The 14877-nt window shown below is 60.5% G+C and carries 16 protein-coding genes; 10 read left to right on the forward strand and 6 right to left on the reverse strand.

Annotated features, from left to right (window positions below; genetic code table 11):
• Positions 1 to 16: 16 nt before the first annotated feature.
• The 5 genes from DMP17_RS13690 to DMP17_RS13710 form a co-directional block, all read right to left on the reverse strand.
• Positions 17 to 1021, reverse strand: coding sequence for a copper resistance protein B (locus tag DMP17_RS13690; protein WP_337829634.1), 1005 nt, complete (start codon positions 1019 to 1021; stop codon positions 17 to 19).
• Positions 1018 to 2775, reverse strand: coding sequence for a copper resistance system multicopper oxidase (locus tag DMP17_RS13695; RefSeq protein WP_337829635.1), 1758 nt, complete (start codon positions 2773 to 2775; stop codon positions 1018 to 1020). The genes DMP17_RS13690 and DMP17_RS13695 overlap by 4 nt, the downstream gene beginning before the upstream one ends.
• Before the next feature lie 65 nt (positions 2776 to 2840).
• Positions 2841 to 3410 (reverse strand): RNA polymerase sigma factor, encoded by a 570-nt coding sequence (locus DMP17_RS13700; RefSeq protein ID WP_337829636.1) that lies wholly within the window; start codon positions 3408 to 3410, stop codon positions 2841 to 2843.
• On the reverse strand, positions 3407 to 3862 hold the full coding sequence (locus DMP17_RS13705; protein WP_337829637.1) for a periplasmic heavy metal sensor: 456 nt from the start codon (positions 3860 to 3862) through the stop codon (positions 3407 to 3409). Before DMP17_RS13705 ends, DMP17_RS13700 begins: the two co-directional genes overlap by 4 nt.
• Positions 3862 to 4125: a hypothetical protein gene (locus DMP17_RS13710; RefSeq protein WP_337829638.1), complete on the reverse strand. Its 264-nt coding sequence runs from the start codon at positions 4123 to 4125 to the stop codon at positions 3862 to 3864. Before DMP17_RS13710 ends, DMP17_RS13705 begins: the two co-directional genes overlap by 1 nt.
• Positions 4126 to 4254: 129 nt before the next feature.
• Between DMP17_RS13710 and copC the strand changes: the two genes are divergently transcribed.
• The 3 genes from copC to DMP17_RS13725 are packed head-to-tail and all read left to right on the forward strand — an operon-like array spanning position 4255 to position 7893.
• The gene (gene copC / locus DMP17_RS13715; RefSeq protein ID WP_337829639.1) at positions 4255 to 4632 is read left to right on the forward strand and encodes a copper homeostasis periplasmic binding protein CopC; all 378 of its coding nucleotides are present in this window, start codon (positions 4255 to 4257) and stop codon (positions 4630 to 4632) included.
• A gap of 4 nt (positions 4633 to 4636) precedes the next feature.
• Positions 4637 to 5566 (forward strand): copper homeostasis membrane protein CopD, encoded by a 930-nt coding sequence (gene copD / locus DMP17_RS13720; RefSeq protein WP_337829640.1) that lies wholly within the window; start codon positions 4637 to 4639, stop codon positions 5564 to 5566.
• A complete protein-coding gene (locus DMP17_RS13725) occupies positions 5563 to 7893 on the forward strand; it encodes a heavy metal translocating P-type ATPase (RefSeq protein WP_337829641.1) in 2331 nt (776 codons plus the stop codon). The genes copD and DMP17_RS13725 overlap by 4 nt, the downstream gene beginning before the upstream one ends.
• Before the next feature lie 33 nt (positions 7894 to 7926).
• Here the strand turns inward: DMP17_RS13725 and DMP17_RS13730 are convergent, their stop codons facing one another.
• Positions 7927 to 8388: an Lrp/AsnC family transcriptional regulator gene (locus tag DMP17_RS13730; protein WP_337829642.1), complete on the reverse strand. Its 462-nt coding sequence runs from the start codon at positions 8386 to 8388 to the stop codon at positions 7927 to 7929.
• A 364-nt stretch (positions 8389 to 8752) separates the two neighbouring features.
• Here DMP17_RS13730 and DMP17_RS13735 point away from each other — a divergent pair, with 364 nt between their 5' ends.
• The 7 genes from DMP17_RS13735 (at position 8753) to DMP17_RS13765 (ending at position 14877) form a co-directional block, all read left to right on the forward strand.
• A complete protein-coding gene (locus DMP17_RS13735) occupies positions 8753 to 9427 on the forward strand; it encodes a lytic transglycosylase domain-containing protein (protein WP_337829643.1) in 675 nt (224 codons plus the stop codon).
• On the forward strand, positions 9424 to 9789 hold the full coding sequence (locus DMP17_RS13740) for a TrbC/VirB2 family protein (RefSeq protein ID WP_337829644.1): 366 nt from the start codon (positions 9424 to 9426) through the stop codon (positions 9787 to 9789). The genes DMP17_RS13735 and DMP17_RS13740 overlap by 4 nt, the downstream gene beginning before the upstream one ends.
• Positions 9790 to 9793: 4 nt before the next feature.
• Entirely contained in the window at positions 9794 to 10138 is a 345-nt protein-coding gene (locus tag DMP17_RS13745) for a type IV secretion system protein VirB3 (RefSeq protein ID WP_337829645.1), read from the forward strand.
• A complete protein-coding gene (locus DMP17_RS13750) occupies positions 10131 to 12524 on the forward strand; it encodes a VirB4 family type IV secretion/conjugal transfer ATPase (protein ID WP_337829646.1) in 2394 nt (797 codons plus the stop codon). Before DMP17_RS13745 ends, DMP17_RS13750 begins: the two co-directional genes overlap by 8 nt.
• Before the next feature lie 22 nt (positions 12525 to 12546).
• Positions 12547 to 13251, forward strand: coding sequence for a type IV secretion system protein (locus DMP17_RS13755; RefSeq protein ID WP_337829647.1), 705 nt, complete (start codon positions 12547 to 12549; stop codon positions 13249 to 13251).
• A 264-nt stretch (positions 13252 to 13515) separates the two neighbouring features.
• On the forward strand, positions 13516 to 14523 hold the full coding sequence (locus DMP17_RS13760; RefSeq protein WP_337829648.1) for a type IV secretion system protein: 1008 nt from the start codon (positions 13516 to 13518) through the stop codon (positions 14521 to 14523).
• A gap of 12 nt (positions 14524 to 14535) precedes the next feature.
• The gene (locus DMP17_RS13765; protein ID WP_337829649.1) at positions 14536 to 14877 is read left to right on the forward strand and encodes a hypothetical protein; all 342 of its coding nucleotides are present in this window, start codon (positions 14536 to 14538) and stop codon (positions 14875 to 14877) included.

Raw genomic sequence — 14877 nt, forward strand, 5'->3', positions numbered from 1 at the left:
TCGGTTTGCCCTCGTCCTAAAACCATAACCGGATACCGGCGACAAAATTGGTCACGCTCGCATCCTCCCCTGCGGCACGGGCGTAGCGCGCGGTGTCCCCGACCTTTCTCGACCATTCGACCCCGATGTAAGGCGCAAACTCCTTTCGCACCTCGTAACGCAGCCGCAGCCCCAATTCCATGTCGGTCAGTCCCGAACAGACGCCGATCGCGGGCATGTCCTGCGCCGACAGGTTGAACTCGGCGCGCGGCGTCAGGATCAGGCTTTGCGTGATGCGCTGGTCGTAGCTGCCCTCGGCGCGTGCGCGAACATCGCCCTTGTCGGAGAGGAAAAGCTGGCCTGTGAGGTGAAACCAGTAGGGCGCAACGCCCTCAATGCCGACGACTGCATATGTCCGTGAGGGATCGGGCCGGAAATCGTGCCGGACGCCAACATGGGCATTCCAGTAGGGTGCGATGGCGCGGGAGTATAGCGCCTGCACTTCGGCATCTTCGAGCGGTTGGCCGAATGTGCCTTCGCCCTCGCTCTTGACCAGAAACTTGTCGATGTCGCCGCCAAACCAGGCTTCGCCTTCCCAGCGGTAGCCGTCGCCACCTTTGCGCGCCTGATACTCGGCAAGGTCGAACAGGATCATCGAGCCGCTGAATGCGCCATGCTCGCGCCGCAAGGTGTCACGCGACCGCGCCATTTCGGCAGGATCGAATAAGGCATCGGCGGCGTGGTCCTCGGGCGGAGCGGGAGCTGGGGCGTTGCCGATTTCGGTGCCAGCAACTTCCGGCATGGCGCTCATGTCGTGACCGGCGTGCGGGTCGCTGGGTGCCGGGGCTTGTTGGGGTGTGTCTGTTGTCGCCGGTTCTTCCATTGCCGACATATCGTGTCCGGCATGGGGATCGTCGGGCTTTGGCTCCGGCGTGGGAGCTGGTGCCGGTGCAGCGACGGGCGGCGCCCTATGCCCTTCGTGCTGAGCCAGGGCGGGCGATGAAATCAGCAGCGCGGTGGTCGCGAGAAGAAAACGCTTCATGCCCCTTCCTCCTCGTGCCGGACAGTTACGACGCGGAACATGCCCGCGTGCATGTGCAGCAACATATGGCAGTGGAACGCCCAGTCGCCGAGGCCATCGGCGGTCAGATCGAACGACACCTTGCCGCCGGGCAGGACATTGACCGTATGCTTCATCGGGTGGTGGCCGGGATTGCCGGTCACGACCTCGAAGAAATGCCCATGCAGGTGGATTGGATGTGGCATCATCGTGTCGTTGATCAGGTTGACCCGCACCCGCTCGTTGTGGCGGAAGGCCAGCGGCTCAGCCTTATCGCTGAACTTCACTCCGTCGAACGACCACATATAGCGTTCCATGTTGGCGGTGAGATGCACGTCGATTTCGCGCGAGGGTGTTCGCTTATCCGGGTTGGGCGCGAGCGATTTGAGATCGCGGTAGGTCAGCACGCGATGATCGACGTTTTCGAGGCCGGTCGGACGTTCGCCGGTGCGGTCGACGGGCATTGGCGATAGCGTCGCCACACCCGGCCCCATTTTGACCTGCGGCGCAACCGACGGGTCGCGCATCTTCATAGAGCTGTGATCCATCCCCGCCATGTCTCCGCCCGTCGCGGAGTGATCCATGCCAGCCATGTCGCCCCCGGACATGTCCATTGCGCCCATATCGCCCATGCCCATGTCCTTCATGGTCAGGAGCGGGCGTTCGCGTAAGGGCGGAATAGCGGCAGCCATGCCGAGTTGCGGAGCAAGCGTTGCGCGGCAAAGCCCCGAGCGGTCGATGGCCTCGGCAATCAGTCCGTAGGCTTGGGCTTCGCGTGGTTGCACGATGACATCGTAGGTTTCGGCGATGCCGATCTGGAACTCGTCGGTTTCTACGGGCTGCACGTCCAGCCCATCCGCCGCCACGACTGTCATTGGCAGGCCCGGCAGCCGGACGTTGAAATTGGTCATCGCCGAGGCATTGATGATCCGCAGCCGCACCCGCTCGCCGGGGGTGAACAGGCCGGTCCAGTTCTCGCCCGTGCCATGCCCGTTGATCAGATATTGATAGGTCGAGCCGGTAACATCGGAGATGTCGGAGGGGTCCATGAGCATCCCGCCCCACATCACCCGCTCCTTAAGCGGCTGATCCTTACCTTGAAGCAAGCCGCCGAGCGTCTGTTTCTGGCGGTTGTAATACCCGCCCTGTGACTTGAGCTTGCGGTAGATCGTATGCGGGTGCGTGAAGCTCCAATCGGAAAGCACAATCACATGCTCGCGGTCATATGTGACCGGATCGACCCCAGCGGGATCAATCACGATCGCACCAAACATGCCCATCGGCTCCTGCATCCCGGAATGGCTATGATACCAATAGGTTCCGGCCTGCCTGACCGGGAACTCATAGGTGAAGGTCTGCCCCGGCTTGATGCCGGGAAAGCTGATACCCGGCACACCGTCCATCTGGAAGGGCAGGAGGATGCCGTGCCAGTGGATCGAGCTATCTTCGTTGAGAGTATTGGTGACGGCCAGTTTTACCGTCTGGCCTTCTTTCAACCTGATCACCGGGCCAGGAAGCGTGCCGTTGACCGTCACCGCATGACCGCTTCTGCCGCCTGTATTGAACATGGCGTGGCCGATGCTGAGAGCGATATACTCGCCCGAAAGCACCGCCGTCGGCGCGCGAAGTCCCGGTGTGCCGGAACGCGCCCAAGCCGGGAATAGCGGTGCCAGTGCGGCACCGGCACCAAGGGAAGCGGAAGTGCCAAGAAATGCGCGGCGATCTAGGATAGTCATGGCTTGGACGGATCACTCGTTTGGATTGTTTCTATCCAGTGATACGCAGCGCAGTCGCGCGCCCCTCAAACTTTTGCGTCAAGCCGTTCGGCAAGCTGTTTTCGCGCACGATAGAGACGGGTTTCGACGGTCTTTTCGGTCACGCCCAAGGCATCGGCGGCCTCGGTTTGCGAAAGCCCCTCGACCGCGCGCAGCACCAGGACTTGCCGCAAATTCTGGGGCAGGCTCGACATGGCTTTCGCGACTCTTGCCAGTTCCTCCCGGTCGCCTGCCTCGGCTTCCGGGGTCGGGGTCTCGCTTGCGACGTCGAAAGCGTCCTCGATGGGCCGTGCCTTGCGAAAAAAGGCGCGAACCGCCTGCCGCCGCGCCCAGTCGCGGCATTTGTTAAGCGCGATGCGCGATACCCAAAGCCGGAACGGACGTTCAGGATCGTAGCGTTTGAGCGCGGCGAAGGCGGAAACGAAGGTTTCTTGCGTCAGATCTAGCGCCTCATCGGCTTCACCGATGCTGCTGCGGATCAGCCGATAGACCGGCTCCTTATAGCGACGCAGGAATTCGCGGAACGCCGCCTGCCGCCCACCAAGCGCAAGCGCCGCCAGCTCGCCATCGCTGCAAAGAGTAAGGTCGAGGCTCACTTTCCCGGAGAAGGATGGGCTGCGTCGGTCAGCGCCTTGACCACGGTTCTGTCGAAGATGCTCGCCTGCTGAGGGTTGAGAACGGCCCGCATCGCGAAGAGGTGTTCAAGCACCTCCTTCTGCATTTCGCCCATGACATGATGGACGTGATCGACCGCCTCGGTGACTTTGGGGCCATAGCCACGCTCGGCCTCGATCGCCTCGGCAAGCCGCGCATTGGCTGCCCGCATTTCGAGTTCGAGTGCCTGCTTGCGGGTTGCGTGGCGGGCTTCCAATGCTTCGATCTTCGCTGCCTGTGCGGCATCGAGTTTGAGCCGGTCATGGAGCAAGGCATGGACTTCGCTTTCGCTCTTGCGCGGCGCATCCATGAATGTGCGGGCCGCAAAGACTCCGATGGCGGCTGCGGCAAAAGCAATGAGCGCGATTAGAAGAAGGCGTTTGGTCGATCCCATTAGCGCGGGTCCAGCAAGTCGGACGGTGCCAGCGCCGTTGTGGCGAAGGGCGACAGCGAAGGCGAGGCTTGCGCCGGCGCACTCGAAAGACTGCCCCCAGCAAAGCCAAGACCCAGCGCGACAAGCGCCGCTGCTGACAGGATACGCGAATTGGCCGCGCGCTCACGCTGCTCGGCAGACCAGGCTGCCAAGATCGCGTCATCGATCTGGCTCAATGCCGCCGGGGGCGCTGCTTCGCCCAGCCGTTTGAGCATGTCGTCCATAGTCATTTCCGATTCATTCGATGTTGTCGGGATTCTATACGCAAGGCGGCACAATCCCCCTCACAATTTTTGAGGGGTGTGAGGCGGCCGTGCGTATCACCATCGAACGCAACTTCATGGAGATTTCCGATGCGCCGCACTTTCATGCCTCTCATTCTCGCCGCTCTGGTCGCTGTTCCAGGCGTGGCCTTTGCTCATGCCTTGATGACCAACTCGACACCCACCGCCAATTCGACGGTGGCCGCTCCCGCTCGGATCGTGCTGCGCTTCAACGAGCGCCTGATCGGGTCCACGGTGAAAACCGAAGTCGTGATGACCGGAATGCCCGGCATGGCCGACCATGCCCCGATGCCGATCACGCACACTTCGCAGATGGCGCGCGATGGCAAGTCGATGACCTTGACGCCCAAGCGCGCACTGGCGCGCGGCACCTACCGCGTCACCTGGTCGGCGGCGGGTGCGGATACGCACCGGATGGGTAGCAATTTCAGCTTCACCGTGCGGTGAGACAATGGACAATCTGCCCGTCATCCTCATCCGCTTCGCGCTCTATGCCGATCTGATGGTGCTGGCGGGCATGACCGCATTTTCGCTCTACGCGCTTTCGGGCAAAGAGCGAACATCGGACATCCTCCCTCTGAAATGGCCTGCCTCCATCCTCGCGGCGCTGGGCTTCGTGTTGTCCGGCTTCGGTATGCTGGTGCTTGTCGCCGAAATGACGGGTTCGAGCGTTCGGACGGTCGATCTTGAAGTCCTGCGCGAGATCGCGGGCGAAAGTGCGATTGGAACAGCGTGGCTGGTGCGAATGGCAGCGACGGCGATTGCAGCGGCCGCCGCATTGGCGATCAACCGCAGTTCAGCGGCACGCTATATTCTCCTCGCATCGACTTCTTTGGCAATCGCGACGCTGGTATGGACTGGTCATGCGGGCGCAACCGAAGGATGGGCCGGAACCGCACACCGGCTGAGCGATATGGTTCATATGCTGGCATCGGCAGTCTGGATCGGCGGTATCGCTGCCTTTGGGTGGCTGCTGTTACGGCCTGTAACGGCACAGTCCGGCGCAAACTTGGCCGTTGCCCATCGCGCGCTTGATCGGTTTTCGCAGGTCGGCACCATAGCGGTTGCGGCGATCATCTTTACTGGCATCATCAATTGCCTCGCCATTGTCGGTTTCCCGCATTTCACGCGGCTGCCGCTCACCGATTACGGCAAACTGCTGATCTTCAAGCTGCTGCTGTTCGCCGCAATGCTGGCGCTCGCCGCGCTTAACCGCTGGCGGCTGACACCGGCGTTGGGCATAGGGGTCGATAACGACGACCCCAGCTTGGCAGTGGCTGGCCTCCGGCGAAGCCTGATCGCGGAAGGCAGCGCGGCGCTTACGATCCTCGCCCTCGTTGCCTGGCTCGGAACATTGGAACCTTTGGGCGTGACGGTATGAACGGGTCGCATCACGACCATGCCGGACGGGCGGCTACGGGAACGGCAACCGACCCGGTTTGCGGCATGAAGGTCGATCCGGCGACCACGCCCCATGTGGCAACCCACGCCGGGGTCCATCACTACTTTTGCAGCGCGGGTTGCCTCGCCAAGTTCAGCGCCGACCCCGACCGCTATATGGGCGATGCACCGAAACGCACCGAGCCGGTGCCGGAAGGCGCGATCTGGACCTGCCCAATGCACCCCGAAGTGCAACAATCGGGGCCGGGAAGTTGCCCGATCTGCGGCATGGCGCTGGAGCCGATGACGCCGACGCTCAGCGATGGGCCGTCGCCCGAATATGCCGACATGAAGCGGCGCTTCGTCATCGGCCTCATTCTCGCCTTGCCGGTCGTGGCGCTCGAAATGGGCGGACATCTGACCGGGCTGCGCCACATGCTTGACGGCGGAATAGCCAATCTCGTCCAGATGGCACTGGCGACACCCGTTGTCCTGTGGGCGGGCTGGCCGTTCTTCGAGCGCGGCTGGGCGTCGGTGAAGAGCCGCCACCTCAATATGTTCACGTTGATCGCAATGGGAACCGGGGTCGCCTGGGCCTATAGCGTGGCGGCGACGCTCGCACCCGGCATCTTTCCCGCTGCCTTCCGTGCGAACGACGGTTCGGTCGCGGTCTATTTCGAGGCGGCCGCGGTTATCACCGTCCTCGTCCTGTTGGGGCAACTGCTCGAACTGCGTGCCCGCGAGACGACGAGTGGGGCGATCCGCGCTTTGCTCGATCTATCGCCCAAACTTGCGCGCCGCGTCCGTGCCGATGGCAGTGACGAGGAAATCACGCTCGATTCTGTGCTGGTCGGCGATACGCTGCGGGTCCGTCCCGGCGAAAAGGTGCCGGTCGATGGCGTGGTGCTGGAAGGTCGCGGCACGGTCGATGAGTCGATGGTGACAGGCGAGTCCATGCCCGTGACCAAGGAGGCAGCGTCGAAGCTGATCGGCGGGACGATCAACCAGACCGGCGGGCTGGTGATGCGTGCGGAAAAGATCGGGCGCGATACGATGCTGGCGCGCATCGTCCAGATGGTCGCCGATGCCCAGCGCAGCCGCGCGCCGATCCAGCGGCTCGCCGATACAGTGTCGGGCTGGTTCGTGCCTGCGGTGATTGCTGTTGCAGTGATTGCTTTCGTCGTCTGGTCGCTTGTCGGGCCGTCTCCGGCGATGGGCTATGGTCTGATCGCTGCGGTTGCCGTGCTGATAATTGCCTGCCCCTGCGCCCTGGGTCTGGCGACCCCGATGTCGATCATGGTTGGGGTCGGACGTGGCGCACAGGCCGGAATTTTGATCAAGAATGCGGAAAGCCTCGAACGCATGGAGAAGGTCGATACGCTGGTGGTTGATAAGACCGGCACACTCACCGAAGGCAAGCCTGCGGTGGTGGCTATCGAAACTGCCGAAGGGTTCGACGGCCAGGAGGTTCTTCGCTTGGCCGCGAGCCTCGAACGCAGCAGCGAACACCCGCTGGCTCAGGCAGTGGTCCGGGAAGCCGAAGCAAGGGGCTTGTCTATCAGCGAACCGAGCGATGTGGATCAACCCGTAGGCAAGGGTATCACGGGCATTGTCGATGGTCGCCTGCTCGTGGCTGGCAACGCGAGGTTCTTGAGCGAGCAAGGCATCGCGACCGACGAACTTGCAGAACGTGCCGACCGACTGCGTAGCGAAGGCGCAACCGCAATTTTCCTTGGTATCGACGGGAAGGTTGCCGGTGCAATCGGCATCGCCGATCCGGTCAAGGCGACAACGCCCGATGCGCTTCTGGCGCTCGGCGAGGCGGGCATCCATGTTATCATGCTGACGGGCGACAACAGGGTTACGGCGGAAGCCATCGCCCGGCGGCTCGGAATTGCCGATGTCGAAGCCGATGTGCTGCCCGATCAGAAGAGCGCGATCGTCAAGCGCCTGCGCGACGAAGGGCGGATCGTGGCGATGGCGGGCGACGGAGTGAACGACGCGCCCGCGCTTGCGGCCGCAGATGTCGGCATCGCGATGGGCACTGGGACAGACGTGGCGATAGAAAGCGCAGGTATCACGCTGCTCAAGGGTGATTTGACCGGAATCGCCCGCGCCCGGTACCTCAGCCATGCGACAATGGCAAACATCCGGCAAAACCTGTTCTTCGCTTTCGCCTATAATGTCGCCGGGATTCCGGTGGCGGCGGGTGCGCTCTATCCGCTGTTCGGGCTGATGCTCTCGCCGATTATCGCGGCAGCGGCGATGGCGCTGTCGTCGGTCAGCGTGATCGGCAATTCGCTGCGACTGAGGACAGTAGTGCTTTGACAATCAACTTTGCGACCGTCCGGGCAGCTAAAGCTATAATTTGGGAAGCCGCCTGACGACCGTTGCCGATTGGATGATGGCCGTATCGGTTGCCGCGAACGGTAGGAAGCGATCAACGACAGCTTCAAGGGTTTGCACATCGCAAACCACCAGTTTCGCCAGAAAACAGTCTTCGCCTGTAATGTGATCCGCTTCGACAACCTCAGGTGTGTCGATAAGCATCTGCGCCACTCGTTTTACTTCACCGGGTCTGGCGTGCATTCGCACATAGGCGGCGATGCCAAGACCAAAGACTTTGGGATCGACCTGCACAGTAAATCCCCGGATTGCGCCCGCGTCTTCGAGCTTGTGTATCCGCTCGGTCACGCTGGGGCTGGACATTCCGATCTTGTCGGCAAGGTCGCGGATGGTCATTCGGCCGTCTTTGGTCAACGCCGTAATAATCTCTCGATCAATGGTATCGAGGCGCCGGGTTACATATCGGCTTCGGTTCATGGTTAGCCCCTAGCTGGATGACACCAGCGGGGCCTTGTGATTGCGAAGGCGAATGTCCGATTTCGCCTTATTTCTGTGAACTTGCCTCAAGAATCGACTGTCAGCGAACCCACCCAGCGACGCGATGAACCCAGTCCGCAGGATCAAGATTGAAGGTCAAAGGTCGTTAGCGGCTTAGATCGACAGGTCGAAACGTCCACAACGCCTTTCTGAATCCATAGCTGATCCATTTGTCCATTAGCTATAAATAGGTTGATAGTCGAACAGGGGATTCACTCCTGAAAACGACAATTCAGGAGAGTTGAAGGATGAAAGGCAAGTCACAGCCAAGAACAGTCGCCAGACGTGTCAGGAATAGTCTCTGATGGCCTATTCTGCGACAGCCTTGCTTGCTCTGGCGTCGCAGTGTGCGCCAAGCGTCGCACCCGAAACGGTGCTGGCCATAATACAGACCGAAAGCAGCGGCGAACCTTTCGCACTCAACGTCAACGGTGGGCGGCAACCGGCAAGGCAAAGCAACGCCGTCGATGCCGCCGCAACCGCCCGGCGATATGTCGCAGCCGGATATTCGGTCGATCTCGGACTCGGTCAAATCAACTCGCGCAACATGCGCTGGCTCGGTCTGACATGGGAAACGGTTTTCGACCCCTGCACCAATGTTGCCGCCTTGGCCCGTGTCCTCACCACCAACTACAATGCAGTGAAGACAGGACGCGATCCGCAATCCGCCCTTCGGGTCGCACTCTCGATGTATAACACGGGAAGCCAGACGCGCGGATTTCGGAATGGCTATGTTGCCAAGGTCGAGCGCAACGCGGGCGTTTATCAAATGGCCGCTCCCAGCGTGCCGCTGACCGCCACAGTCGCTGCATCCGCCCCCTTTGATCAACGCACGTTTCTGGCGGCAGCAAACGCGGTGACGGAACCGTTGCCAGTTCAAGTGCGCACCGCACCGCCACCAAGTTGGAACGTCTTTGAACGAGCCGCCTACGACCGCGAAACCCGATTCCTTGCCGAGAACGAAAGGCCCAGCATATGAATATCATCCTGAAAGCCGGGCGCAGCATTGTGGTGTGGCGCGAATCCTGTGCCGCGCGGTTCAACAGCCTTCCCAAGACAAGGCAAAGTGCAATCATCTGGAGCGTGGCGCTATTGGCGGCGATGGCGGTCACGCTCGCAAATCCTGATCCTGCCTACGCGCAAAATCTGGAGAGCTTCGCAAGCAAAGTGCGCGGTCTGCTTTCATCGACCCTGCTGCGCACGTTGGCGGTCATTGCCGTCATCGTCACCGGCCTGCTGTGGTTTACCGGACGTGCCTCAACGGCAGTGCTGGTCACCGTCATTATCGGCATTGCCATCGTGTTTTCGGCGGATGCCATCGTCGGCGCGATTGCGGGATAGCACAATGACCGACGACACCGAAATACTGACCAAAAACACGCTGTTCCTCGCAGTAACGCGCCCGGCACTATGGGCGGGCATTCCGATTGAGGCGGCGGTGTTGCTCCTCATCTCAAGCGCGTCGGTGCTAATTTGGAGCAATAGCCCCGTCTATGCCGCGTTGGTCGTGGCGTTTGGCTACTCAATCTCGCGGCTGATTGTCCGCCACGACGTCAATGCTTTCCGACTGCTGTTCCTGTGGGGCCGCACCAAAGCTGGCAACCGCAACCGGGCATTCTGGGGGGGAAGCAGCTATTCGCCGCTGCCGCTTGGGGGCTTGCGCCGCAAAGGCTTCGGGCGTCATGTCTAGGCTGCTTTCCTCCAGCAACGCAGTGCCACTAAGGGTTGCGCAGCGAGAGGCGACGCCCGAAAAATTCCTGCCCTATGCCCGCCACGTCAACGACGAGATGGTGGTGCTCGATTCCGGCGACATCATGCTGACCTTCGAGCTGCAAGGCCGCGCCTTTGAGACCGCCGATGTCCGCGACCTCAACGATTGGCATACCAAGCTAAACGGGATGCTACGCAATCTACACGACGAACGGTTGTCGATCTGGACGCATCTAATCAGGATTCGGGTGGATCAATATCCTGGCGGAGCATTCAAATCGGGCTTTGCTGCCGATCTCGACCGCGCCTATTTTGCCCGGATCAATCGGGAACGAATGTTCATCAACCGCTTCTTTGCGACGCTGGTGATCCGGCCTGCTGCCACTGGCGGCGACAAGATCATCCAGCTTTTCAAGCAAAAGGTCTCAGGCCAGCCCAAACAAGGCCCAATGCTCGACGAGTCCCTTGTCGAGCTGCTCGACGACAAGGCCCGCGATTTCGAGAAGTTGATGGCGCGCTGTGAACCTCGGCGCTGCGCGATATACGAGTATCGCGGCCTGATGTTTTCAGAGACGATGGAAGTGGCCGACATGGTGATGACAGGTCGCCACCACCGCGTTCCGATCGTGCGTGGCCATCTCGGCGGTGCGCTCTACCGCTCGCGAACCATCTTTGGCGCGGAAACTATCGAAGTCCGCGACGCCGATGCTTCCGCATTTGGCGGGATCTTCGGCATCCGAGAATATCCCGCTCAAACCACACCGCGCCAGTTCGAGGCGCTGTTGTCGGTCGATTTCGGGTTCGTGCTGACGCAGAGTTTCACATTCCTCGGGCGGGCCGCTGCGACCGAAAAGTTCCGGCTGCGCATGACGCAGATGGAAAATGCGGGCGACAGGGCCGTGAGCCAGGCCGATGCGCTTATTGATGCGGGCGATGATCTGATGTCGAACCGCTTCGTACTGGGCGATCATCATTTCACGCTCGCGGTCTATGCCGACAGCATGAAGCGCTTGCGCGATCATATGTCGGTCGCACGCGCGGCGCTTGCCGATACCGGCATGGTGGCAGCGCGCGAAGGTGCGGCGCTTGAAGCGGCCTATTGGTCACAGCTCGTCGGCAATTTCGCATGGCGCGCCCGGCCCGCACCGATCACCTCGCTCAACTTCGCAGCTTTCTCACCTTTCCATACGTTCCCGGCAGGCAGTGCCAGCGGCAATCATTGGGGAGATGCAATCGCCTTGCTGAAGACCAACGCTCGCAGCCCCTATTTCTTCAATTTCCACAAGGGCGATCTTGGCCATACGCTCATCATCGGGCCTTCTGGTGGCGGTAAGACCGTGCTGCTCAACTTCCTGATGGCGCAGACCGAGAAGACCGGCGCGCGGCAGATATTCATCGACAAGGATCGCGGCGCGCAAATCTTTGTGCAGGCAAGCGGCGGCACTTATCTCGCGCTCCATAACGGCGTCCCGACCGGTTTCTCTCCGCTCAAGGCGCTCGCCAATCGCGTAGAGGACAAGAGTTTCCTGTCGCTATTCATCCGCCAGCTTGTCCGCGCAGACGGCAAGCCAATATCGGTCCAGGAAGAACGACTGATTGAGGACGGCATCAACGCCGTGATGAAGCTTGACGTGGCCGATCGTTCGCTGAGTGCACTCCGCTCGATGCTTGGCATGAAGGATTCCAGCGGCGTCGGTGCGCGGCTCGAAAAATGGACGTCCGAGGGATCGCTTGGCTGGGTGTTCGACAATCCGGCAGACTCTATGACGCTCAATGCCCGGTTTATCGGCTTCGACATGACCGACTTTCTCGACAATGCCGACATTCGCACGCCGGTCATGCTGTATCTGTTTCACCGGATCGACCAACTCCTCACTGGCGAGCGGATGGTGATCTGCATCGACGAATTCTGGAAAGCACTCGGCGACGAGGCATTCCGCCGCTTCGCCCAGGACGGTCTCAAAACCTACCGCAAGCGCAACGCCGTGCTGGTGTTCGCCACGCAGTCGCCTGCCGATGCGCTCAAGAGCGACATAAGCCATTCGATCCTTGAACAAGTCGCCACCAAGATCATGCTGCCCAATCCGTTCGGAGCGCGGCGCGATTATGTCGAAGGGTTCGCGCTGTCCGAAGCCGAATACAAATTGGTGCGCGAAGAGCTTGCGCCCGAAAGCCACAAATTTCTGGTCAAGCAAGGCCATGACAGCGTGGTGGTCGAACTCGATCTTGCGGGGCTCGATGACGAACTGGCGGTCCTATCGGGCCGAGCGGAAACCACCGCCGTAGCCGACGAAGTCATTGCCGAAGTGGGAAATGATCCCGCTATCTGGCTTTCGATCTTCCATAAACGGAGGTGTCCAAGTTGACTTAAGAGAGAAAGGTACGACTATGAAATTAAGTATCAAAATGTTTTGTGCGACATTGGTATTGGCGACCCCGTTGCCCGTATATGCTCAGGGGATGCCTGTCCATGACAGTGCCAATCTCGTTCAGCAAATCAACGCCGTGCGGCAGGCACTCCAGATTGTCGCACAGGGCAAAGAGCAAATTGCGGAAGCGCAAAAACTTTATCAGGATTTGAATAAGCTGACGGATATTCCTCAGTTAGCGCAGCAACTCAAATCCGATGCCTTGCGCGAACTCGACATATCGGGCGGCTCACTTGAAGGCTTTGGTAACGGCAATCTCGATGTCGTTGGCGCGGGGCGTGCCAAGGCTGACACGGTGTATCGTGATTTGCTCAAACAATTGGGCCTATCCGGTTCGGAAACATCGCGCGCCGCCTTCGATCTCAACGCCCGCAATATCGGCATTCAGGCAGGGCTTGCCGAGAACATTGGCGCCGCTGTCACATCGCGAACGGAAGGCCTCGACCAACTCCGCACCCGGCTAACCACTGCTACGACCGCGAAGGAAGTCGGCGACCTGACTGCGCGGCTGCAACTCGAATCTGCCGCCATGCAGAACGATCAGCTCCGGTTGCAGGCGATAGCCTTGCAGCAGCAGGCTCAGGAACGTGCGCGCGCCGCAGAGGGAAAGGCAGCTCTTGCCCAAAAGCTCGACGCCGCAAGCCTTTATTACAAGGGCCAATAGTCATGCGCGTCGCCGCCCTTCTGACCGCAATGCTGGTTGCGGGGTGCGACCAGTCCGCCCCCCAATCGGCAATGCCAGCGCGAAGTTGGGAATATTATGTTGCGCACCCGGCCGAGATAGAGCCGATGCAGAAAATTTGCCGCTCATGGTCGGGATCAAACGCGCCGGCCGCATCGCAACCTGCTGTGGTGACAACCAATTGCCGCGCGGCTGCTTTCGCTAAATCGCAGCTCCAACTGACAAAGTGAACGCAACAAAAGGGAATTGAAGGCCGATATGGATTTCAGCGATCATGTTTTTACCACGATGTTTGAGGCGCTCAGCAACGCGCTTGCGGCGATCGTTGGCAAATATGCAGCGGTGATCGGTATTGTGTCGCCTGCGCTGCGTATCGGCATCGTGATCTATATTTCGCTGCTGGGCTACGCCATCATGCGCGGCGCGGTGCAATATCCGTTCCGCGAATATGCCTATCGCGGCTGCCAGCTCGCTTTCCTCTATTTTGCCGTCACCTCGCTCTACGGAACCCAGATTGGCATGTTTGCGCTGGGTGGTCTCCCTAGCCAGTTTGCCAGTGCGCTCGGCGGGGCCGACGCTGGCGGTCTCGGCGGGTTTTACGACAAGCTCGCTGGCACCGGCTTTGAAACCGCCAACACCATGCGCAAGATAGCTGCTGATTATCAGGAAACCCAAGGCACGCTGCCCGACATTGGCTATGCGGTCTTCGCAGGCTTCCTCGTGGTGCTCGTCATTATAGCCACGTTGCTCTGCGCTGCCATCGGCTTCGTTATCAGCGCGTTCGGTCTGTTCGCGCTGGCGTTGTTATCCGTGGTCGGTCCGCTTTTCGTGGCGGCTCTGCTCTTCGAGTCGACGCGAGGCTATTTCTTCGCTTGGCTGGGGGCGTGCATCAATTATCTGATGCTGATCGTGTTCGCGCTCGTGCTGACGTTGTTCCTCACCCAGACCGGCGACGCGATTATTGCCACTATCTCGGAAAATGACGAGATCGGCATGGCAGCGATCAAGGCACTGGCCTTTTATGCACTCGGCTTCTTCTTTTTCCTGCAAATTCCGATGCTGGCCGCCTCGCTGGGTGGTGGCGGGCCTGCGCTCGCCAACCAATTTGCGTCGGCCATCGCAGCGGCAGGCGGTTTCGTCGCCGGACGCGGTGCCACGGGCGCACAGGCGACCAGCCGCGCCATTGAACGCGGATTCGCGCGCGGAATTGCCCGGATGCGCACGTCCGGTTCGGTTAGCCGTGGGATAACATAAGGGGATAGAGTCATGCGTAAGACATTTGTGAGCATATTGGTCGGAATGGCGCTCGTTACGCCAACCGACATTCTCTTAGCGGAACCAAAATCGCCGAAGCTAGCCAAGTGCAACGGCAAGCAGCGCCGCCCGGCTAACCCCTATGGCTCCATCCTGCCGACGGTCGATCCTGCGACGGGAACATCGACGCCATCCAATCAGCAACAGAGCCAGGGACGCGAACGCAATGGCGTCGATGTATTCCCGGAGAAAGCGCCCACAACCTCCAATCCCGTGAAACCAGAGGCCAAGCCTGCCACGCAAGTCCCGCCAATCAGCAGTGCAAGTCCTCCAACCTCCTATCGGAGCTGCTGA

Source organism: Pseudonocardia sp. TMWB2A (genome assembly GCF_017312135.1).

Coding starts and splice junctions, on each gene's coding strand:
- DMP17_RS13690 (WP_337829634.1), bottom strand. CDS start 1,021: ATGAAGCGTTTTCTTCTCGCGACCACCGCGCTGCTGATTTCATCGCCC.
- DMP17_RS13695 (WP_337829635.1), bottom strand. CDS start 2,775: ATGACTATCCTAGATCGCCGCGCATTTCTTGGCACTTCCGCTTCCCTT.
- DMP17_RS13705 (WP_337829637.1), bottom strand. CDS start 3,862: ATGGGATCGACCAAACGCCTTCTTCTAATCGCGCTCATTGCTTTTGCC.
- DMP17_RS13710 (WP_337829638.1), bottom strand. CDS start 4,125: ATGGACGACATGCTCAAACGGCTGGGCGAAGCAGCGCCCCCGGCGGCA.
- copC (WP_337829639.1), top strand. CDS start 4,255: ATGCGCCGCACTTTCATGCCTCTCATTCTCGCCGCTCTGGTCGCTGTT.
- copD (WP_337829640.1), top strand. CDS start 4,637: ATGGACAATCTGCCCGTCATCCTCATCCGCTTCGCGCTCTATGCCGAT.
- DMP17_RS13725 (WP_337829641.1), top strand. CDS start 5,563: ATGAACGGGTCGCATCACGACCATGCCGGACGGGCGGCTACGGGAACG.
- DMP17_RS13730 (WP_337829642.1), bottom strand. CDS start 8,388: ATGAACCGAAGCCGATATGTAACCCGGCGCCTCGATACCATTGATCGA.
- DMP17_RS13735 (WP_337829643.1), top strand. CDS start 8,753: ATGGCCTATTCTGCGACAGCCTTGCTTGCTCTGGCGTCGCAGTGTGCG.
- DMP17_RS13740 (WP_337829644.1), top strand. CDS start 9,424: ATGAATATCATCCTGAAAGCCGGGCGCAGCATTGTGGTGTGGCGCGAA.
- DMP17_RS13745 (WP_337829645.1), top strand. CDS start 9,794: ATGACCGACGACACCGAAATACTGACCAAAAACACGCTGTTCCTCGCA.
- DMP17_RS13750 (WP_337829646.1), top strand. CDS start 10,131: ATGTCTAGGCTGCTTTCCTCCAGCAACGCAGTGCCACTAAGGGTTGCG.
- DMP17_RS13755 (WP_337829647.1), top strand. CDS start 12,547: ATGAAATTAAGTATCAAAATGTTTTGTGCGACATTGGTATTGGCGACC.
- DMP17_RS13765 (WP_337829649.1), top strand. CDS start 14,536: ATGCGTAAGACATTTGTGAGCATATTGGTCGGAATGGCGCTCGTTACG.